The sequence below is a fragment of the Bradyrhizobium sp. 1(2017) genome (assembly GCF_011602485.2).
In the GTDB taxonomy this organism is placed as follows: Bacteria; Pseudomonadota; Alphaproteobacteria; order Rhizobiales; family Xanthobacteraceae; genus Bradyrhizobium.
Window position 1 is genome coordinate 415,015 of the sequence record NZ_CP050022.2, and the last position, 19,069, is coordinate 434,083.

Annotated in this window: 17 protein-coding genes; 7 read left to right on the top strand and 10 right to left on the bottom strand. The window is 65.5% G+C overall.

Translation table 11 applies throughout. The features are described 5' to 3' along the window. Positions 1 to 31: 31 nt before the first annotated feature. Positions 32 to 2,242 (top strand): primosomal protein N', encoded by a 2,211-nt coding sequence (locus HAP40_RS01995; RefSeq protein WP_166811256.1) that lies wholly within the window; start codon positions 32 to 34, stop codon positions 2,240 to 2,242. Between the two features lie 168 nt (positions 2,243 to 2,410). On the opposite strand, the gene HAP40_RS02000 is transcribed toward HAP40_RS01995, so the two are convergent. Next, complete coding sequence (locus HAP40_RS02000) at positions 2,411 to 2,911, bottom strand: septal ring lytic transglycosylase RlpA family protein (RefSeq protein ID WP_166811254.1); 501 nt, start codon at positions 2,909 to 2,911, stop codon at positions 2,411 to 2,413. A 646-nt stretch (positions 2,912 to 3,557) separates the two neighbouring features. Between HAP40_RS02000 and HAP40_RS02005 the strand changes: the two genes are divergently transcribed. The 6 genes from HAP40_RS02005 to HAP40_RS02030 all read left to right on the top strand — a co-directional run bounded on the left by HAP40_RS02005 (position 3,558) and on the right by HAP40_RS02030 (position 10,521). Further along, entirely contained in the window at positions 3,558 to 4,118 is a 561-nt protein-coding gene (locus tag HAP40_RS02005; RefSeq protein ID WP_166811252.1) for a F0F1 ATP synthase subunit delta, read from the top strand. After that, positions 4,118 to 5,647, top strand: a complete 1,530-nt coding sequence (atpA, locus tag HAP40_RS02010) for a F0F1 ATP synthase subunit alpha (RefSeq protein ID WP_166811250.1) — start codon at positions 4,118 to 4,120, stop codon at positions 5,645 to 5,647. Before HAP40_RS02005 ends, atpA begins: the two co-directional genes overlap by 1 nt. A 175-nt stretch (positions 5,648 to 5,822) precedes the next feature. Continuing rightward, a complete protein-coding gene (locus HAP40_RS02015; RefSeq protein ID WP_166811248.1) occupies positions 5,823 to 6,698 on the top strand; it encodes a F0F1 ATP synthase subunit gamma in 876 nt (291 codons plus the stop codon). Between the two features lie 51 nt (positions 6,699 to 6,749). Beyond that, positions 6,750 to 8,195, top strand: coding sequence for a F0F1 ATP synthase subunit beta (atpD, locus tag HAP40_RS02020; RefSeq protein WP_166811246.1), 1,446 nt, complete (start codon positions 6,750 to 6,752; stop codon positions 8,193 to 8,195). A 114-nt stretch (positions 8,196 to 8,309) separates the two neighbouring features. Then, the gene (locus HAP40_RS02025) at positions 8,310 to 8,717 is read left to right on the top strand and encodes a F0F1 ATP synthase subunit epsilon (RefSeq protein WP_166811244.1); all 408 of its coding nucleotides are present in this window, start codon (positions 8,310 to 8,312) and stop codon (positions 8,715 to 8,717) included. A gap of 148 nt (positions 8,718 to 8,865) precedes the next feature. Further along, positions 8,866 to 10,521 (top strand): adenylate/guanylate cyclase domain-containing protein, encoded by a 1,656-nt coding sequence (locus tag HAP40_RS02030; RefSeq protein ID WP_166811242.1) that lies wholly within the window; start codon positions 8,866 to 8,868, stop codon positions 10,519 to 10,521. A 123-nt stretch (positions 10,522 to 10,644) separates the two neighbouring features. Here the strand turns inward: HAP40_RS02030 and HAP40_RS02035 are convergent, their stop codons facing one another. From HAP40_RS02035 to HAP40_RS02075, 9 genes are all read right to left on the bottom strand, one after another. Next, entirely contained in the window at positions 10,645 to 11,145 is a 501-nt protein-coding gene (locus HAP40_RS02035) for an RNA pyrophosphohydrolase (protein ID WP_166811240.1), read from the bottom strand. A gap of 102 nt (positions 11,146 to 11,247) precedes the next feature. Continuing rightward, complete coding sequence (locus HAP40_RS02040; protein WP_166811238.1) at positions 11,248 to 11,754, bottom strand: RNA pyrophosphohydrolase; 507 nt, start codon at positions 11,752 to 11,754, stop codon at positions 11,248 to 11,250. 77 nt (positions 11,755 to 11,831) lie between these two features. Continuing rightward, complete coding sequence (locus HAP40_RS02045) at positions 11,832 to 13,049, bottom strand: divergent polysaccharide deacetylase family protein (RefSeq protein WP_166811236.1); 1,218 nt, start codon at positions 13,047 to 13,049, stop codon at positions 11,832 to 11,834. Positions 13,050 to 13,224: 175 nt separating this feature from the next. After that, positions 13,225 to 14,583, bottom strand: coding sequence for a S41 family peptidase (locus HAP40_RS02050; RefSeq protein WP_166811234.1), 1,359 nt, complete (start codon positions 14,581 to 14,583; stop codon positions 13,225 to 13,227). Continuing rightward, on the bottom strand, positions 14,580 to 15,902 hold the full coding sequence (locus HAP40_RS02055) for a murein hydrolase activator EnvC family protein (protein WP_166819187.1): 1,323 nt from the start codon (positions 15,900 to 15,902) through the stop codon (positions 14,580 to 14,582). Before HAP40_RS02055 ends, HAP40_RS02050 begins: the two co-directional genes overlap by 4 nt. Before the next feature lie 32 nt (positions 15,903 to 15,934). Continuing rightward, a complete protein-coding gene (gene rlmH, locus HAP40_RS02060) occupies positions 15,935 to 16,417 on the bottom strand; it encodes a 23S rRNA (pseudouridine(1915)-N(3))-methyltransferase RlmH (protein ID WP_166811232.1) in 483 nt (160 codons plus the stop codon). A gap of 93 nt (positions 16,418 to 16,510) precedes the next feature. Further along, a complete protein-coding gene (rsfS, locus tag HAP40_RS02065; RefSeq protein WP_166811230.1) occupies positions 16,511 to 16,867 on the bottom strand; it encodes a ribosome silencing factor in 357 nt (118 codons plus the stop codon). Positions 16,868 to 17,090: 223 nt separating this feature from the next. Further along, positions 17,091 to 17,735 carry a nicotinate-nucleotide adenylyltransferase gene (locus HAP40_RS02070; protein ID WP_166811228.1) on the bottom strand — a complete coding sequence of 215 codons (645 nt, stop codon included), beginning with the start codon at positions 17,733 to 17,735 and terminating at the stop codon, positions 17,091 to 17,093. Positions 17,736 to 17,755: 20 nt separating this feature from the next. Continuing rightward, the gene (locus HAP40_RS02075; RefSeq protein WP_166811226.1) at positions 17,756 to 19,060 is read right to left on the bottom strand and encodes a glutamate-5-semialdehyde dehydrogenase; all 1,305 of its coding nucleotides are present in this window, start codon (positions 19,058 to 19,060) and stop codon (positions 17,756 to 17,758) included. Positions 19,061 to 19,069: the final 9 nt, after the last annotated feature.

The window sequence follows — 19,069 nt, forward strand, 5'->3', positions numbered from 1 at the left end:
CCTCGGCATCTCAGGTTCCGATTCTCCCTTCATGGATCATTCGTCGCGCAGCACGACCGCCCCCGCCAACGCGACCCGCATGGTCGACGTGCTGGTGCCGGTCGCGCTCGACCAGACCTATTCCTACAAGGTGCCGCGCGGGATGGAGCTGAAGGCCGGCGATCTCGTCGGCGTGCCGCTGGGGCCCCGCGAGGTGCTGGCCGTGGTCTGGGGCGAAAACGCCAATCCCGATCCGCGCCTGCACAACCGCCTTAAGGAGGTCAGCGAGAAGCTCGACATCCCGCCGCTCAAGCCCGAGCTGCGTTCGGTGGTCGACTGGGTCGCCAATTACACGCTGAGCCCGCGCGGCATGGTGCTGCGGATGTGCCTGCGGATGGGCGAGAATCTGGGCCCCGAGCGGGTGCGCCCCGGCGTGCGCCTGGTCGGCGATCCCCCGAAGCGCCTGACGCCCGCGCGCCAGCGCGTGATCGAGGTGCTGTCGGACCGGCTGCTGCACGGCAAGTCCGAGGCCGCCAAGGAGGCCGGCGTCTCGGCCGGCGTGATCGACGGTCTCGTCGACGAAGGAACGCTCACGGTCGAGCCGATGCCGCCGCCTGCGCCGCCGCCGGCGCCCGATCCGGATTTCGGCCGTCCGGATTTCTCGCCGCTGCAGCGGGCCGGCGTCGATGCGATGCGCGCGCTCGCGGCCAACGGCACCTTCCACGTCGCGCTGCTCGACGGGGTCACCGGCTCGGGCAAGACCGAGGTCTATTTCGAGGCCGTTGCGGAAACGATCCGCCGCGGCAAGCAATCGCTGATCCTGATGCCGGAGATCGCGCTCACCGGCCAGTTCCTCGATCGTTTCGCGCAACGCTTCGGCGTGCGGCCGATCGAATGGCATTCGGAGCTGACCCCGCGCACCCGCGCGCGCAATTGGGCCGCGATCTCCGCAGGCACCGCGCCGGTCGTGGTCGGCGCGCGCTCGGCTCTGTTCCTGCCTTACGCCAATCTCGGCCTCATCGTGGTCGATGAGGAGCACGACCAGGCCTACAAGCAGGACGAGGGCGTGCATTACCATGCCCGCGACATGGCGGTGGTGCGCGCGCATATCGCAAAGATCCCGATCGTGCTGGCCTCGGCCACGCCGTCGGTCGAGTCCGAGGTGAATGCGCGCAAGAACCGCTATCAGCGCGTCGCGCTGCCCTCGCGCTTCGGCGGCCAGCACATGCCGCATATCGAGGCGATCGATCTGCGCCGCGAGCCGCCTGCGCGCGGCCGCTTCATCTCGCCGCGGCTTGCCGGCGAGATCAAGACCGCGATCGAGCGGCGCGAGCAGGCGCTGCTGTTCCTCAATCGCCGCGGCTATGCGCCGCTGACGCTGTGCCGGGCGTGCGGTCACCGCTTCGCCTGCACCATCTGCGATGCCTGGCTGGTCGATCACCGCTTCCGCCAGCGCCTCGTCTGTCATCACTGCGGCTTCTCGATGCCGCGTCCGCATCTCTGCCCGCACTGCTCGTCAGAGGAATCGCTGGTCGCGGTCGGGCCCGGCGTCGAACGCCTGCAGGAGGAGGCGGCGGCGCTGTTCCCGGACGCGCGCACCATGGTGCTGTCGAGCGATCTCATCACCTCGATCGAGACCATGCGCTCCGAGCTTGCCGAGATCGCGGAAGGCCGCGTCGACATCATCATCGGCACGCAGCTGGTCGCCAAGGGCCACAACTTCCCGCGGCTCAATCTGGTCGGCGTGGTCGATGCGGATCTCGGCCTGTCCAACGGCGATCCGCGCGCGGCGGAGCGCACCTGGCAATTGCTCAATCAGGTGATCGGCCGCGCCGGGCGCGAGCAGGGCCGCGGCGTCGGCTATCTCCAGACCCACCAGCCCGACCATCCCGTGATGAAGGCGCTGATCGCCTGCGACCGCGAGGCCTTCTACGACAGCGAGATCGATCTGCGCGAGAAGACGCTCTATCCGCCGTTCGGACGGCTCGCGAGCCTGATCATCTCCGCGGGCGACCGCCCGAGCGCGGAAGGTTTCGGCCGCAAGCTGGTCGCGCTGGCCCCGCGCGACGAGCGCGTGGTGGTGCTCGGCCCGGCGGAGGCGCCGCTTGCGGTCATCAAGGGCCGCTACCGTTTCCGCATCCTGGTGAAATCGGCCCGCGGCTTCGATCTGTCCGAGTATTTGCGCAACTGGCTCGCCGTCTGCCCGAAGCCGAAGGGCAATCAGAAGCTGGAAGTCGACGTCGATCCGCAGAGCTTTTTGTAGTGTCTCGCTTTCGCCACGACCTCCGTCGTCATTCCCGGACACGCGCGATGCGCGCCCCGGAACGACAGAGAATAAAAAAGCCCGCGGTCCCCCAAGACCGCGGGCTTGTTTCATGCGCGCATCAAACTGATGAAAACTGCGCGCTTGAGCTGAGGCGCGTCGAGCGCCTTAGATGACTTCCGCGGTGACGCGGCCGACGCCGCGACCCGTGAGGCCGATGGCGCGGGCTGCACCCGTGGAGAGGTCGAGCACACGGCCGCGAATGAACGGGCCGCGATCATTGATGGTGACGACGACGCTCTGGCCGCCATGGGTGACGCGCAGCTTGGTGCCGAACGGCAGCGAACGGTGCGCCGCGGTCATGGCGTTCTGGTTGAAGCGCTGGCCCGAGGCCGTCTTGCTGCCGGACTCGTTGCCGTAAAAGGACGCGATGCCCGAGAAGCTGCGGCCCGTCCCGGAGGTCGGCGTCATCGACGCATTGGCGTTACGCCAATCGGAGGTCGCGCTGGTGTCGGCCTGGGCGTGGTGACGGTGATGATGGTGGTGACGGTGATGCCTGGATTTGGCGGAAGCCTCGGTGGCAGTTCCACCGATAAGGAGAGTTGCGGCAACGAAAGCCATCGCCGTACGCGGCCGGGTCGCACGGCCCAGCGTCTTCAAAGACAGCATTTATTAGTCCCTACGCTAGTATTGCCACATGTGTGGCAAGTGGAGCCCCCATCAGTTTGTGAGCGGGACCGCGTTTCGATTCCCAATGAGGCGCGAATTGGGCAGTAAATCTGCTCGGTGTCGCCTTGAAATAACTTGTTACCGGCGACCGATATTCAGCTCTAAGTTTGAAATCTTCGGCTTTAACGATTTATTAACCTCATGTTTACTTCTAATTACTGTAGAGCTAAGTCATCGCTTCCCGTGTTTAGAATTGGGTAAGTATTCGGCGAGTGGAACGGCGAGGCCCGGATTCACGGTTAAGCGATCCGTGTACATGGCGGCTATGCGCTGGAGGCAGGAACGAAGCGGCGGGAAACTGACGAGAGCTGACGCAATTCCACCGCGTGGCAGGCCGTGGCCGATCGCCTCCCGCGACATCGCAGAGTGCGACGAACTGGCGACAGAACCTCGTGCCTTTAATTTGGCGTCATGTTGCACCTGCGCGCCTGCTATGTTAGCAAAGCCGCGATTTTAACGAGCCCGGCACCTCCCGTGCTGGTCGAAAATCGAAGTCCCGCTTGAATTCCAAGGGCTTGGATCGCTAGGCGCCGCTTCGTGGCGACGGTTTTTCCCTTGCGAGTTTGACAGCAAAAAGAGCGCGTCTGTGGCTGCAGAAGATACGTCCGTTTCCGGTGTGTCCGGCCGTTATGCAACGGCCTTGTTCGAACTGGCTCGCGACCAGAAAGTGGTCGACGAAGTCAAAGCCGATCTCGATAAATTCGATGCCTTGTTGAACGAAAGCGCCGATCTGAAGCGCCTCGTCCGCAGCCCGGTGTTCGCGGCCGATGCCCAGTCCAAGGCCCTCTCGGCCGTGCTGGCCAAGGCCGGCATCGCCGGCATCTCCGCCAATTTCCTCAAAGTGCTGACCGCCAACCGCCGCCTGTTCGCGGTGGCGGACGTCATCCGTGCCTACCGGGTCCTCGTCGCCAAGTTCAAGGGCGAGACGACGGCCGATGTCACGGTGGCGGAAGCGCTCTCTGACAAGAATCTCGACGCCCTCAAGGTTGCCCTGAAGTCGGTGACCGGCAAGGACGTCGCGCTGAACGTGAAAGTCGATCCCTCGATCATCGGTGGCCTCGTCGTCAAGCTGGGCAGCCGCATGGTGGATGGTTCGCTTCGCACCAAACTCAATTCGATCAAGCACGCGATGAAAGAGGCAGGCTGATGGACATCCGCGCCGCGGAAATTTCCGCGATCCTCAAGGACCAGATCAAGAATTTCGGCCAGGAAGCTGAAGTCTCCGAAGTCGGACAGGTGCTGTCCGTCGGCGACGGCATCGCCCGCGTCTACGGTCTGGACAACGTCCAGGCCGGTGAAATGGTCGAGTTCGAGAACGGCACCCGCGGCATGGCGCTGAACCTCGAAACCGACAATGTCGGCGTCGTTATTTTTGGTGCCGATCGCGAGATCAAGGAAGGCCAGACCGTCAAGCGCACCCGCGCCATCGTGGACGCGCCGGTCGGCAAGGGCCTGCTCGGCCGCGTCGTCGATGCGCTCGGCAACCCCATCGACGGCAAGGGTCCGATCCAGGCCGACAAGCGCATGCGCGTCGACGTCAAGGCGCCCGGCATCATTCCGCGCAAGTCGGTGAGCGAGCCGATGGCGACCGGCCTCAAGGCGATCGACGCCCTGATCCCGATCGGCCGCGGCCAGCGCGAGCTGATCATCGGCGACCGTCAGACGGGCAAGACCGCGATCGCGCTCGACACCATCCTGAACCAGAAGCCGCTCAACGCCCAGCCCGACGAGAACATCAAGCTGTACTGCGTCTACGTCGCGGTCGGCCAGAAGCGTTCGACCGTTGCCCAGTTCGTGAAGGTGCTGGAAGAGCAGGGCGCGCTCGAATACTCGATCGTCGTCGCTGCCACCGCGTCGGATCCGGCGCCGATGCAGTACATTGCGCCCTTCACCGGCTGCACCATGGGCGAGTACTTCCGCGACAACGGCATGCACGCGGTCATCATCTATGACGATCTGTCCAAGCAGGCCGTCGCCTACCGCCAGATGTCGCTGCTGCTGCGCCGCCCGCCGGGCCGCGAAGCCTATCCGGGCGACGTGTTCTACCTGCATTCCCGTCTGCTCGAGCGCGCGGCCAAGCTCAGCAAGGATCACGGCTCGGGCTCGCTGACGGCGCTGCCGGTCATCGAAACCCAGGCCAACGACGTGTCGGCCTACATCCCGACCAACGTCATCTCGATCACCGACGGTCAGATCTTCCTGGAAACCGACCTGTTCTTCCAGGGCATCCGTCCCGCCGTGAACGTCGGTCTGTCGGTGTCGCGCGTCGGCTCGTCGGCGCAGACCAAGGCCACCAAGAAGGTCGCCGGCAAGATCAAGGGCGAGCTCGCGCAGTACCGCGAAATGGCGGCGTTCGCGCAGTTCGGCTCCGACCTCGACGCCTCGACCCAGCGCCTGCTCAACCGCGGCTCGCGCCTGACCGAGCTCCTGAAGCAGCCGCAGTTCTCGCCGCTGAAGATGGAAGAGCAGGTCTGCGTGATCTGGGCCGGCACCAATGGCTATCTCGATCCGCTCCCGGTCAACAAGGTGCGCGCGTTCGAGGACGGCCTGCTCTCGCTGCTGCGCGGCAAGAACGCCGACATCCTCAACTCGATTCGCGACAGCCGCGATCTCTCCGACGACACCGCTGCCAAGCTGAAGTCGGTGGTCGAAGGTTTCGCGAAGTCGTTCGCATAAGCAAGCCGTCATGGCCGGGCTAAAGCGCGAAGCGCGTCTTCGCATTTGAAGTCCCGGCCATCCACGCTACCGCGTGGAAGACGGAGACGTGGATGCCCGGGACGAGCCCGGGCATGACGACTGGGATAGGCTAGCGGCTCGATCATAAGGGTCGAACCGCCGGGGTGAACGAAGAATGGCGTCACTTAAAGACATGCGCGTGCGCATCGCCTCCACCAAGGCGACGCAAAAGATCACCAAGGCCATGCAGATGGTCGCTGCGTCCAGATTGCGTCGCGCCCAGCAGGCGGCCGAGGCGGCACGCCCCTATGCCGACAAGATGAGCGCGGTGATCTCCAACATCGCCAGCGCCGCCGCGGGATCGCCCGGCGCACCGGCGCTGCTCGCCGGCACCGGCAAGGACCAGGTTCACCTGCTGCTGGTCTGCACCGGCGAGCGCGGCCTGTCCGGCGCCTTCAACTCCTCGATCGTGCGCCTCGCCCGCGACCGCGCCCTGGCGCTGATGGCGCAGGGCAAGGACGTGAAGTTCTTCTGCGTCGGCCGCAAGGGTTACGAGCAGCTGCGCCGCCAGTTCGACAAGCAGATCGTCGAGCATCTCGACCTGCGCAGCGTTCGTCAGCTCGGCTTCGTCAATGCCGAGGACATCGCCAGGAAGGTGCTTGCCCGCTTCGACAACGGCGAGTTCGACGTCTGCACGCTGTTCTACGCGCAGTTCAAATCGGTGATCGCCCAGATCCCGACCGCGCAGCAGCTCATTCCGCTGGTCGTGGAAGAAAAGGCGGCGAATGCACCGTCGACGTCTTACGAATATGAGCCGGAGGAGGACGAACTCCTGTCGGGCCTGTTGCCGCGCAACATTGCGGTGCAGATCTTCCGCGCGCTGCTGGAAAACAACGCTTCGTTCTACGGCGCGCAGATGAGCTCGATGGATAACGCCACCCGCAACGCCGGCGAAATGATCCGCAAGCAAACCCAGATCTATAACCGAACCCGTCAAGCCCAGATCACCAAGGAGCTGATCGAGATCATCTCCGGCGCCGAGGCGGTCTGACGCACGAACTAACGACGGTCGTTCAAGTACAGAATTTCGAAGGAGAGCTTCATGGCTACAGCAGCTAACCAGATCGGTCGCGTCACCCAGGTCATGGGCGCCGTCGTCGACGTTCAGTTCGAGGGCGGCCACCTCCCGGCCATTCTCAATTCGCTGGAAACCAAGAACGGCAACATTCGCCTCGTGCTGGAAGTTGCGCAGCATCTCGGTGAGTCCACGGTCCGCACGATCGCGATGGACGTGACCGAAGGTCTGGTCCGCGGCCAGGAAGTGACCGACACCGGCGAGCCGATCCGCGTTCCCGTCGGCGAAGGCACGCTCGGCCGCATCATCAACGTCATCGGCGAGCCGATCGACGAAGCAGGCCCGGTCAAGGCCGAAGCCCTGCGCCCCATCCACCAGGAAGCGCCGACCTACACCGACCAGTCGACCGAAGCCGAGATTCTCGTCACCGGCATCAAGGTCGTCGATCTTCTTGCTCCGTATGCGAAGGGCGGCAAGATCGGCCTGTTCGGCGGCGCCGGCGTCGGCAAGACCGTGCTGATTCAGGAGCTGATCAACAACGTCGCGAAGGCGCACGGTGGTTACTCCGTGTTCGCCGGCGTCGGCGAGCGCACCCGCGAAGGCAACGACCTCTATCACGAGTTCATCGAGTCCAAGGTCAACGCCGATCCTAAGAATCCGGATCCGAGCGTGAAGTCGAAGTGCGCGCTGGTGTTCGGCCAGATGAACGAGCCGCCGGGCGCCCGCGCTCGCGTCGCGCTCACCGGCCTGACCATCGCGGAAGACTTCCGCGACAAGGGCCAGGACGTGCTGTTCTTCGTCGACAACATCTTCCGATTCACCCAGGCCGGCTCGGAAGTGTCGGCGCTGCTCGGCCGTATTCCTTCGGCGGTGGGTTATCAGCCGACGCTCGCCACCGACATGGGCGCGCTGCAGGAGCGCATCACCACCACGCAGAAGGGCTCGATCACCTCGGTGCAGGCCATCTACGTCCCGGCCGACGACTTGACCGACCCGGCGCCCGCGACCTCGTTCGCGCATCTTGACGCGACCACCACGCTGTCGCGCTCGATCGCGGAAAAGGGCATCTACCCGGCGGTGGACCCGCTCGACTCGACCTCGCGCATGCTCTCCCCGCTGGTCGTCGGCGAGGAGCACTATGCGGTCGCCCGTCAGGTCCAGCAGGTGCTGCAGCGCTACAAGGCGCTCCAGGACATCATCGCCATTCTCGGCATGGACGAGCTTTCGGAAGAGGACAAGCTGACGGTGGCCCGCGCCCGCAAGGTCGAGCGCTTCATGTCGCAGCCGTTCCACGTCGCCGAAATCTTCACGGGTTCGCCGGGCAAGTTCGTCGACCTCGCCGACACCATCAAGGGCTTCAAGGGCCTGGTGGAAGGCAAGTACGACCACCTGCCGGAAGCCGCCTTCTACATGGTCGGCACCATCGAAGAAGCCGTCGAGAAGGGCAAGAAGCTCGCTGCTGAAGCGGCGTAAGCTTCCTCATCTCGTCATCGCCGGACTTGATCCGGCGATCCATCGAGAGAAAGTTCGATGGATGGACCCGCGGGTCAAGCCCGCGGGTGACAAGCGGAAAACAACGGATAGCCCATGGCCACCTTCCATTTCGATCTCGTCTCTCCGGAAAAGCTCGCCTTCTCGGGTGAGGTCGATCAGGTCGACATCCCCGGCGTCGAGGGTGATTTCGGCGTGCTGGCGGGGCATGCACCGGTCGTGGCTGGGATCCGGCCCGGCATCCTCACCATCACCGCCGGCGGCCGCCACGAGAAGATCATCGTGCTTGGTGGTCTCGCCGAAGTCTCCGAAAGCGGCCTGACCGTGCTCGCCGACGTCGCGACGTCGCTGGACGAGCTCGATCGTGCGCAGTTCGCCGAGACCATCGCGGAGATGGAAGAGAATCTGAAGGAGCACGAAGGCTCCGAGCTCGATCAGGCCATCGAGCGGCTCGACCACTTCAAGAGCATCCAGCACCAGCTCAACTCTACGGCCATGCACTAAGCCCCGGGGCACCGCTCCGGGGCTCGAACTCAAAATTCCCGAGCAAGTTCAGCGCTCGTCACGGAAGTGGCGGGCGCTGAAACTTTGTTGCACCGCGCCGCCGGTGACGGCATTCTGACCTTGCGAATTTCTTCCGGGACGGGCGCAGATGAAACGCAAGATCGCAGCGATTTTCGCAGCCGATATTGCCGGTTATTCACGACTGGTCGCGGAAGATGAGGAGGAGACGCTGCGGCGTCTGGCCTCCTATCGCGAGGTTGTCGACGATTTCATCGCGAAGGCCGGCGGACGCATCTTCAACACGGCGGGCGATGCCGTGCTCGCGGAATTTCCGAGCGCGGTCGATGCGGTGCGCTGCGCCATCGACATCCAGGAATCGTTGCGAACCCGCAATATGGCCTATCCGCCGAGCCGGCAGATGTCGTTTCGCATCGGCGTCACCATTGGCGACGTCGTCGAGCGCGACGGCGATCTGCTGGGCGAGGGCGTCAACATCGCGGCGCGGCTGGAAGGCCTCGCCGAGGTCGGCGGCATCTGCGTCTCCCGCGCCGTGCATGAGCAGGTCGCCAACAAGCTGTCGGTTCAGTTCGCCGATATCGGCGCGCAGGAGGTCAAGAACATCCCGACGCCCGTGCACGCCTACATGGTGGCGATGCGGCGCGAGGACGGCAGCTATGGCAAGCCGCAGCCGAAGAAGGCCGGCGCAAAGCTCGCCGCCGCGCCGGTGTGGATGTGGCCGCTGGTGGTTGCCGTCGTCTCGGTCGCCGCGATCGGCGTCACCGGCTTGCTCTACAACACCAAGCTGAAGCAGACGGCGAGCGTCACGCCGCCGCCGGTCGCAGCGCCGATCGCAAATGCAGCGTCGGCAAGCCCGATGCCGACCCAGATGGCGAAAGCGCCGATGGCGCCCATGATGCCGCCGAATGCCGGCGCTGCGATGGCGCCGATGCCCGCACCGTCACCATCGGCTTCGCCGATGGCCGGAATGTTTTCTGCCGAGAGCGTCCCCTTCATCAATGAGCGCGTCCGCCATTACCTCGCTGGCGATTATGCCACGGCGGGCGACCACAAGGCCTTCGCGCTCAATGTCGGCGGCTTCACGGGCTCGGCGTTGAACCAGCCGAGCGAGGAAGCCGCGCGTAACATGGCGATCGAGCAGTGCCAGAAGCGCGCCGATGCCGCGCAATCGCCGCGGCGCTGCGAGCTCTACGCGGTCGGCAACACCGTCGTGTACGCGCATGGCAAGCCGCCGATGCCGCCGCAGCCCTGGGTGAGGCACGATGCGATGACGGAGCGGCCGTTCGCGTCGAAGGACTTCCCGATGGTGCGCGATCCCCAGAAGGTCAGGCTCGAGAACATATTCGTGCCGGCGGCGAAATCGCGCTCGGTCGCGCTCGGGCCGGGCGGGCAATATTTCATGGTGATGGGCGCCTTGCCCGCGGACGATGCGGCGCGGCGCTCCCTGGAATCCTGCGGCGCCATCGCCGGCGTGGCCTGCCTGGTCGTCGCGGTCGACGACAATTTCGTCGTGCCGATCCCGACCCTGTTCAGGATCACCGGCTTCTTCAACGCCGCCTCCAACGCCTCGATCGTGGCGGATGCGCGCGCCGAGATCATGCGCAAGCTCGAGGGCGCCATGGGCTGGACTGCCGTCGCCGTCGGCACCGCGGGCCGGCCCGGCCTCGGCCTGAAGGCCGCCGAGGAGCAGGCCGCCGTGACCGCCGCGCTCGCCGACTGCGCCAAGCGCGACAGCGATTGCCGCGTCATCGCGGTCGGCCCGTTCACGGTGGGTCCGATCAATTAGGACAGCCGGCAAATCCGGAAGCGCATGATCGCCCGGGACGCTCGCGATGCCTATGTCCTGCCGCGAATTTCTCCCGATGTGTCAAACACATCGCTACTGTGCATGGGGTTGTTTTCGCAAAAACTAGTTTGCGAAGGTGGCAAACTGCTCCGCCACCGCGCGGTAGACGTCGCGCCGGAACGGCACCACGAGGTCCGCGACACGGTCGAGACGCTCCCAGCGCCAGGCGTCGAACTCGGCCGGCTGATCGTTGCGCGGCGTCAGCGGATCGATCTCATCCTCCGTGCCGGTGAAGCGCAGAGCGAACCATTTCTGGCGCTGGCCGCGAAATTTCGCGAGGCGATGCGTCTGCGGTCCGTCGTAAGGCGGGAATTCGTAGGTGAGCCAGTCGGTCTCGCCGAGATAGACGGCGCTGACGACGCTGGTCTCCTCCCAGAGCTCGCGCATCGCGGCATCGCGCAGATTCTCGCCCTCGTCGACGCCGCCCTGCGGCATCTGCCAGTCGAGACCTGGCAGGATGATCTCGGGCCCGTCGCCCTTGAAGCGGTGGCCGATCAGCACGCGGCCGTCGGCATTGAACAGGGCGATGCCGACGTTGGGGCGGTAAGGTTTTTCATGGGTCACTTGCACGTCTTTCGTCGTCGTTCCGGGGCGATGCGCAGCATCGAACCCGGAACCTCGAGATTCCGGGTCCACGCCTCGCGTGCCCCGGAACGACGGCGGAGGTCAATCCCCCGCCAGCGCGGAAAATTCCTTCACCACGCGCTCATAGACCGGGCGCTTGAACGGGATGATCAATTTGGGGAGGTTCTTCATCGGCTCCCAGCGCCAGCTGACGAACTCGGCCTTGTGCCCGCCGCCGCCGGGATTGGCGACATTGATCTCGCTGTCCTCGCCGGCGAAGCGCACTGCGAACCATTTCTGGCGCTGGCCGCGGTAACGGCCCTTCCAGGCGCGGCCCGCGACCGTGCGGGGAATGTCGTAGGTGAGCCAGTCCGGGACTTCGCCGAGCCGATCGACCGAGCGTACGCTGGTCTCCTCATAGAGCTCGCGCTTGGCGGCCTCCCAGGTGTCTTCGCCGGGATCGACGCCGCCTTGCGGCATCTGCCAGACATGGGTGTCGTCGACATGCTCGATGCCTCCGGCGCGGCGGCCGATGAACACCAGTCCCTTCGTGTTGATCAGCATCACACCGACGCAGGTCCGGTAGGGCAGATCTTCGTAACGCGCCATTCCGCCAGACCCTCGCATGCTTGTCGGTAGGGCCTGACGCGCCCCCGCGGGGACCCGTGCCGTACCAATTCGTTGATTTAGCTGGATTTTGATTTCAGCATCGCGGTTGTCAATGGCACCAAAAGGATACCCCGGTCGGCCAAGGTCTTGGTCCAGGCGCCGATGCGCTCGATCGACACGGGCAGGGCCGAGGCGGTGCCGACAGCGACGCCGCGCTCGCGCGCCGTCGCTTCGAGCTTGTTCAGGGCGCGGTCGATCTCGGTGGGGGTCGGCACCACGTCGATCGCGATGTCGCCCTTGCCGTACGGCATCGCCTGGCTGGCCGCGGCCTGGGACGCGATGCTGCGGGGCGAGGAGCCGTCGTCGAAGAAACCGAGCCCGCGCTTGGCCGACTCGCGGATGATCGGCTGCATCGCCGGCTCCGTCGCGATGAAGCGGGCACCCATGAAATTGGTAAGGCCGGCATAGCCCTGCATCCGGCTCAGATGCCAGTACAGACGGTCCATGTTCTGGTCGGCGCTCAGCGAGGTCAGCAGCGTCTGCGGCCCGGGATCGTTGTCGGGAAAGTCGTAGGGCTCCATCGGGATCTGCAGGAAGATCTCGTGGCGCTGAGCGCGGGCGCGCTCGGCGAGCTTGCCCGGGTCGGATCCGTAGGGCGTGAAGGCCAATGTCACCGCCGGCGGCAGCTTCATGATCGCGTCGGTGGTCTTGGCCGCACCGACGCCGAGTCCGCCGATCAGGATCGCGACCACGGGCATCTTGGCGGCCTTGGCGCGGTCGGCATCGGCCGCATACACGTTGAACGGCTTCAAGTCGCCGGCGACCGCCGGGATCATGCCGTAGCGCGACTTCTCCAGCAGCTTTGGGTCAATCCCGGTCATGACGGGCGGCGCGGCGGCCGCGGCATCGCCCTTGTCGGCGGCATCGCCGCCGATCACCACGTCATGGCGTGCGCCGGTGGAGCCGTCGATCATGGTGACGGTCTTCTGCTCGCCCGCCTGCTTCGGCGCGTCCTTGGTCTCGTGCTTGCCCTCTGGCTTGCTTTCCGAACCATGGCCTGCGGCGGCGGGCTTCTGGTCGGCTGCCTTGTCCGTCGCATTGATCGCGATCCGGCTCATCGGCTCGCCGCCGAGCGGATCCTTGTTGAAGATGGCGAAGCCGGCAAAGGTAACCAGGAACAGGCCGAGCAGGGCGGCCAGCAGCTGCATGGCCGTGAACGGCAGCCGCAGCCGGCGTTTCCGGCGCGGCTTGTCCTGTCCGAGCGGGGCGCTCAGATCATCGGCCGTTTCAGTCATGCGAGATCCCGAATCACTCGCGATGACGATACCACGCCGGGGTCAAGCGACGGCAGGCCGGGATAGGCCGGGGGCACCAGGAGTTCCAAGCAAAAAGGGCGGCTTCGGGAAGCCGCCCTTTTCCTCTGATCTTATGAATGCGCCGACCTTAGTTCGCCGCCTCAGTTCGCCGACCTTAGTTCGCCGCTTTGGGCTTGTCGGTGGTGGCCTTGTTGTCGCCGCCCGGCGTCGGTGCGGCCGAGGCGCTGTTCTTGATGCCGTGGAGCAGGTCGCCGGCGACCTTGAGCGCCTTGTCGTCCTTGGCGTCCGGCGGGACGTAGGACTGCGAGCCGGTCTTCTCGTCGCCGTCGTTCTTGAGATGGCCGCGCAGCGACGCTTCGCCCTTGGTGTCGGTGCGGGACTTCAGCTCGTCCGGCACGTCCTGCAGCACTTCGATGTCGGGCACGATGCCCTTGGCCTGGATCGACTTGCCCGACGGCGTGTAATAGCGCGCCGTGGTCAGCCGCAGCGCGCCGTTGCCCGAGCCGAGCGGAATGATGGTCTGCACCGAGCCCTTGCCGAACGAGCGCGTGCCGACGATGGTCGCGCGCTTGTGGTCCTGCAGCGCGCCGGCGACGATCTCGGACGCGGAGGCCGAGCCGCCATTGACCAGCACGATGACCGGCTTGCCCTTGGTGAGATCGCCCGCATGCGCGGTGCGGCGCTGGGTCTCCTCGGCATTGCGGCCGCGGGTCGAGACGATCTCGCCCTTTTCCAGGAACGAGTCCGAGACGGTGACCGCTTCCTCGAGCAGGCCGCCCGGATTGTTGCGCAGGTCGATGATGTAGCCCTTGAGCTTGTCGCCGATCTGGTTCGAGAGGTTGCCGACTTCGCGCTTGAGGCCTTCGGTGGTCTGCTCGTTGAAGGTGGTGATGCGGATGTAGCCGATGTCGTCCTGCTCGACGCGCGCGCGCACCGAGCGGACGCGGATGTTGTCGCGCACGAGCGTGACGTCGAGCGGATTGTCCTGGCCCTTGCGGATGATCTTGAGCTTGATCTTGGTGTTGACCGGACCGCGCATCTTCTCGACCGCCTGGTTCAGGGTCAGGCCCTGCACCGCTTCGTCGTCGAGATTGGTGATGATGTCGTTGGCCATGATGCCGGCGCGCGAAGCCGGCGTGTCGTCGATCGGCGACACCACCTTGATCAGGCCGTCTTCCATCGTGACCTCGATGCCGAGGCCGCCGAACTCGCCGCGGGTCTGCACCTGCATGTCGCGGAAGCTCTTGGCGTCCATGTAGCTCGAATGCGGATCGAGGCCGGTGAGCATGCCGCTGATGGCGGATTCGATCAGCTTGGTGTCATCGGGCTTCTCGACATAGTCGGAGCGCACGCGCTCGAAGACGTCGCCGAAAAGGTTGAGCTGGCGATAGGTGTCCGCAGTGGCGGCCCGCGCGCTCGAACCCATGAACACCGCGCGCGGCTGGGTCACGAACAGCGTCAGCGCCGCACCGGTGGCTGCGCTGAGGAGGATTACTGAAGTCTTGCGCATCATCCGCGAACCTTCTCGCCTTCATTTGCGGCCCACCATGGGCCTGGATCGATTGGAGTGCCGTCTTTACGGAACTCGACATACAGCACAGGTTGACTCGCGTTCGTAGCGAGAATGGAGGCGACTTGAGAGGTCGACCCCATGGTCGCGACCGGCTCCCCCGTGAGCACAAACTGTCCGATGTTGACCGAAATGCGCTCCATCCCGGCGATCAGGACATGATACCCGCCCCCGGCGTTGAGGATCAAGAGTTGTCCGTAGCTGCGGAATGGGCCGGAATAGACCACCCAGCCGTCACACGGCGTTGTGACCTGGGAGCCGGGCTTGGTGGCCAGCGAAATCCCCTTCTGGACCCCACCGACCCCGTCGGAACCACCAAAATCCCTGATCTTGTTACCGTTAACCGGAAGAGGCAGGAGGCCCTTGGCCGAGGCGAAGGCGATGGCCGGCGTGGTCCGGGACTTGTCCTTGAAAGCGCCCGGGCCGGATTTGGCGCTGGCGGCCGCCTTCGCCTCGGCCTGCCTCGCAGCCTCGGCCGCCTTCTCGGCGGCCTTGGCGGCGCTCTGCAGGTCCTGCTCCATCTTGGTGATCAGTCCCTGGAGATCGCCGACCTGCCGTGAGAGTGCGATCGCGCGCGAATTCTCGGCGTCGAGATCCTTTTCCCGCGCCGCCTGCTGGCGCTGCCGCTCGTCCACCAACGCGGTGAGCCGGCTCTGGTCGTTGCGGACCCGGTCGCGGTCGGAGGCGAGCTGGTCGCGTTCGGTGGCGATGGTCTTGCGCAAGGCCACGAGCTCGCCGAGCTCGCCCGCGATCTTCTCGGCGCGGCCGCGCAGCTCCGGCACAACCGCGCCGAGCAGCATCGCCGTGCGCAGCGACAGCAACGCGTCTTCGGGCCGCACCAGCAGCGCCGGCGGCGTCCGCCGTCCGGCGCGCTGCAAGGCGGCCAGCACCTCGACGATGTCGGCGCGGCGCGAATCCAGCGAAGCGCGCATCTCCTGCTCGCGGCCGTTGAGAGTTCGTAGCCGCGTTTCGGTTTCGTCGATCTTGGTCTCGACGGTGCGCACATTGGCGGCGGTGTCGATCAGCTGCTGGTTGAGCTGGGTGCGGTCCTGGCCGAGCGCGGTGATCTCGGCCTTCAGCTTGGCCTGCGCTTCCTCCGCGCTCTTCTGCCTGGCGCGGGCGGCCTCGAGCTCCTGCTCGCGCTGCTTGATCGCATCGGGCGAGACCGCCGCGGTCTGCGGCGGCGTCACGGTCTGAGCTTGCGCGAGGCTTGCGCCGGCGAGAGCGGTGATCAGCAGCAGGTTGAGGAGCGGCGCTCGCATCGTGTCGGCAAAGGTGCTCGTTGTGGCGCGCATCACGCGCGGTGATAGGGGTGGCCGGCCAGAATGGTGGCGGCCCGATAAAGCTGTTCCAGAAGCATGACGCGGACCATTTGGTGCGGCCAGGTCGCAGAGCCGAACGCGATCGCGAGCTTGGCCTTACGGCGCAATTCGGGCGAAAGTCCGTCCGCCCCTCCGATCACGAAGATAGTATGTCCGGCCCCCTCGTCGCGCCAGCGCCCGAGATGCCGTGCGAATACGGTGGAGTCGAGATTTTGTCCGCGCTCGTCCAGCGCCACCAGAATCGATTTCTCCGGAATATGCGCGCCGATCGCCGCGGCCTCCTCGGCCATCCGCGTCGCGGTGTCGCGCGCGCGGCTTTCGGGGATCTCGTGGACGGTGAGCTCGCGGAATCCGAGCTTGCGGCCGGCCTCGTCGAACCGCTCGAAATAGCGGTCGGCAAGCTCCCGTTCGGGGCCCTGTTTCAGCCGGCCCACGGCGATGACAGCAACACGCATGATGATTTCGCGTCGTGTTTCGAGGTCGCGCGCATCAGGCGCGCGCACGACGCTAGCATGCGCGTCAGCCGATTCGAAATCGGCCCAGTGAGCCTAGATCGCCTTCGCCGCCCCGGGGCCCTGCGTGTACAACCGCTCGAGGTTGTAGAACTCGCGGACTTCGGGTCTGAATACGTGCACGATCACATCGCCGGAATCGATCAGCACCCAGTCGCAATTGGGCAAGCCCTCGACATGGATGCTCTTGATGCCGTTTTCCTTGAGGCTCTTGGTGACGTTTTCCGCGATCGCGCCGACGTGCCGGTTCACCCGGCCGGTGGTGACGATCATGTAGTCGGAGTACGCCGATTTGCCGCGAAGGTCGATGGTGACCGTCTCTTCCGCCTTCATGTCCTCGAGGCGGGAGAGGATCAGGCTCAGTGTCTTGTCGGCGTCGGGTTGCGCCTTCAAGGCCGCAGCTTTGGTCGATGTTTTACGCGGTGGCTTAGCAACCTTGGGTAAAACAGACTTCGTCGAAGCTGACTTGGACAATACAGATGTGGCCAGGGACCATTCCTTTCACTGTATCGCGAACGCCGAATCCGGTGCTCACTGGTTACACTACATCATGTGGGGTTAAGGGTTTCAATATGCCAGAGAGCCCGGGCCCCACACGCCATCCGTGCACTCCGTCTCACTTCGTACCTTTCCAGCTCCCGTCCGGGTTCCGCAGGCCCGTCGAGGAGAGATTCAGCTTCAATCCGGTCAAAAACACCCAGGCCGGCGCCGGCCGGTCCGCGAGCAATGCGGCCTTATCCTCGGGCAGGCGGTAGCGCGATAATGCTTGTCCCGCGGGCGAGGCGAGGGCGCGAAAACTCTGCGGGGGGCGATCGATGATGGCCATCGGCACCTGGGCGGCGATGCGCCGCCAGTCCTGCCAACGGTGGAATTGAGCGAGGTTGTCGGCGCCCATGATCCAGACAAAGCGCAAGCCAGGGAAACGGCGGCACAAGATGTTGATCGTGTCGATAGTATAGCGGGTACGAATGACGGATTCGAGACAGCTCACCTCGATCCTGGGATCGTTGGCGACCTCGCGCGCCGCCTGCATGCGCGCGCCGAGTTCATGCAGCGCGCCGTTCTCCTTGAGCGGATTGCCCGGCGTCACCAGCCACCAGATGCGGTCGAGCTGCAATCGCTTCAGCGCGAACTGGCTGATGGCGCGATGGGCCTGGTGCGGCGGGTTGAACGAGCCGCCGAGCAGGCCGATGCGCATGCCCTCCGCGTAGGGCGGAGCCGCTTGCGCCGGAAAACGCGGCACGACGAATGTGTTGCTCAATGCCCGCCCCGCGACGTTGCTTACGGCCGCGTCTGCCCGGTGCCGCGAACGCGATATTTGAAGCTGGTCAGCTGCTCGGCGCCGACGGGGCCGCGAGCATGGAAACGTCCGGTGGCGATGCCGATCTCGGCACCGAAGCCGAACTCGCCGCCGTCGGCGAACTGCGTCGAGGCGTTGTGCAGCACGATCGCGGAGTCGACCTCGTTAAGGAATTTGTTCGCCGCACGCTCGTCCGCGCTCACGATCGCATCGGTGTGATGCGAGCCGTGGCTCTGGATGTGCGCGATTGCGCCATCGACGCCGTCGACCACCTTGGCTGCGATGATCGCGTCGAGATATTCGGTGTCCCAATCGTCGTCGCTGGCGGGCTTTACGCGTGCGTCGGTGTTCTGCACGGCGTCGTCGCCGCGCACCTCGCAGCCGGCATCCAGCAGCATCTCCACCAGCGGCTTTAGGCTCGATGCTGCAGCGCGATCGACCAGCAGCGTTTCGGCGGCGCCGCAGACGCCGGTGCGGCGCATCTTGGCATTGAGCACGATCGACTTCGCCATCGCGAGGTCGGCGCTGCCGTCGACATAGACGTGGTTGACGCCTTCGAGATGCGCGAACACCGGCACGCGCGCCTCCTGCTCGACACGCGCAACGAGGCTTTTTCCCCCGCGCGGCACGATCACGTCGATGGCGCCGCTGAGGCCCGACAGCATCATGCCGACCGCGGCGCGGTCGCGGGTCGGCACCAGCGTGATCGCGGCTTCAGGCAGGCCGGCTTCGCGCAGGCCCTGCACCAGGCATTCATGGATCGCGCGGCACGACCGGAAACTGTCGGAGCCGCCGCGCAGGATCACGGCATTTCCCGACTTCAGGCACAGCACGCCGGCATCGGCGGCAACATTGGGGCGGCTCTCAAAGATCACGCCCACGACGCCGAGCGGCACGCGCACGCGCTCGATGGTCATGCCGTTCGGCCGCTGCCAGCTCTCGGTGACGATGCCGATCGGATCGGCAATGCCGCGCACGACGCCGATGCCCTCGGCCATCCCCTCGACCCGCGCCGCAGTCAGCGTCAGGCGGTCGATGAAGGAGGAGGTGGCATTGCCGGAGGCGCGGGCTTCCGCGACGTCCTCGGCATTGGCGGCGAGGATCGCCGCGGCGTTGCCGCGGATCGCGCGTTCCATGGCCTCGAGCGCCCGGTTCTTCTGCTCCGGCGGCGCCAGCGCCAGCACGCGCGCGGCAGCGCGGGCACGGGTGGCGAGATCGGACATCAGCGCCAAGAGATCGCTGGTCCGATCGGCATTGCCGTCAACGGCTTTGAGAGGGGCGGCCATGTGGTTCAA

Coding starts and splice junctions, on each gene's coding strand:
- HAP40_RS01995 (WP_166811256.1), top strand. CDS start 32: ATGGATCATTCGTCGCGCAGCACGACCGCCCCCGCCAACGCGACCCGC.
- HAP40_RS02000 (WP_166811254.1), bottom strand. CDS start 2,911: ATGCTGTCTTTGAAGACGCTGGGCCGTGCGACCCGGCCGCGTACGGCG.
- atpA (WP_166811250.1), top strand. CDS start 4,118: ATGGACATCCGCGCCGCGGAAATTTCCGCGATCCTCAAGGACCAGATC.
- HAP40_RS02015 (WP_166811248.1), top strand. CDS start 5,823: ATGGCGTCACTTAAAGACATGCGCGTGCGCATCGCCTCCACCAAGGCG.
- atpD (WP_166811246.1), top strand. CDS start 6,750: ATGGCTACAGCAGCTAACCAGATCGGTCGCGTCACCCAGGTCATGGGC.
- HAP40_RS02025 (WP_166811244.1), top strand. CDS start 8,310: ATGGCCACCTTCCATTTCGATCTCGTCTCTCCGGAAAAGCTCGCCTTC.
- HAP40_RS02030 (WP_166811242.1), top strand. CDS start 8,866: ATGAAACGCAAGATCGCAGCGATTTTCGCAGCCGATATTGCCGGTTAT.
- HAP40_RS02040 (WP_166811238.1), bottom strand. CDS start 11,754: ATGGCGCGTTACGAAGATCTGCCCTACCGGACCTGCGTCGGTGTGATG.
- HAP40_RS02045 (WP_166811236.1), bottom strand. CDS start 13,049: ATGACTGAAACGGCCGATGATCTGAGCGCCCCGCTCGGACAGGACAAG.
- HAP40_RS02050 (WP_166811234.1), bottom strand. CDS start 14,583: ATGATGCGCAAGACTTCAGTAATCCTCCTCAGCGCAGCCACCGGTGCG.
- HAP40_RS02055 (WP_166819187.1), bottom strand. CDS start 15,902: ATGCGAGCGCCGCTCCTCAACCTGCTGCTGATCACCGCTCTCGCCGGC.
- rlmH (WP_166811232.1), bottom strand. CDS start 16,417: ATGCGTGTTGCTGTCATCGCCGTGGGCCGGCTGAAACAGGGCCCCGAA.
- HAP40_RS02075 (WP_166811226.1), bottom strand. CDS start 19,060: ATGGCCGCCCCTCTCAAAGCCGTTGACGGCAATGCCGATCGGACCAGC.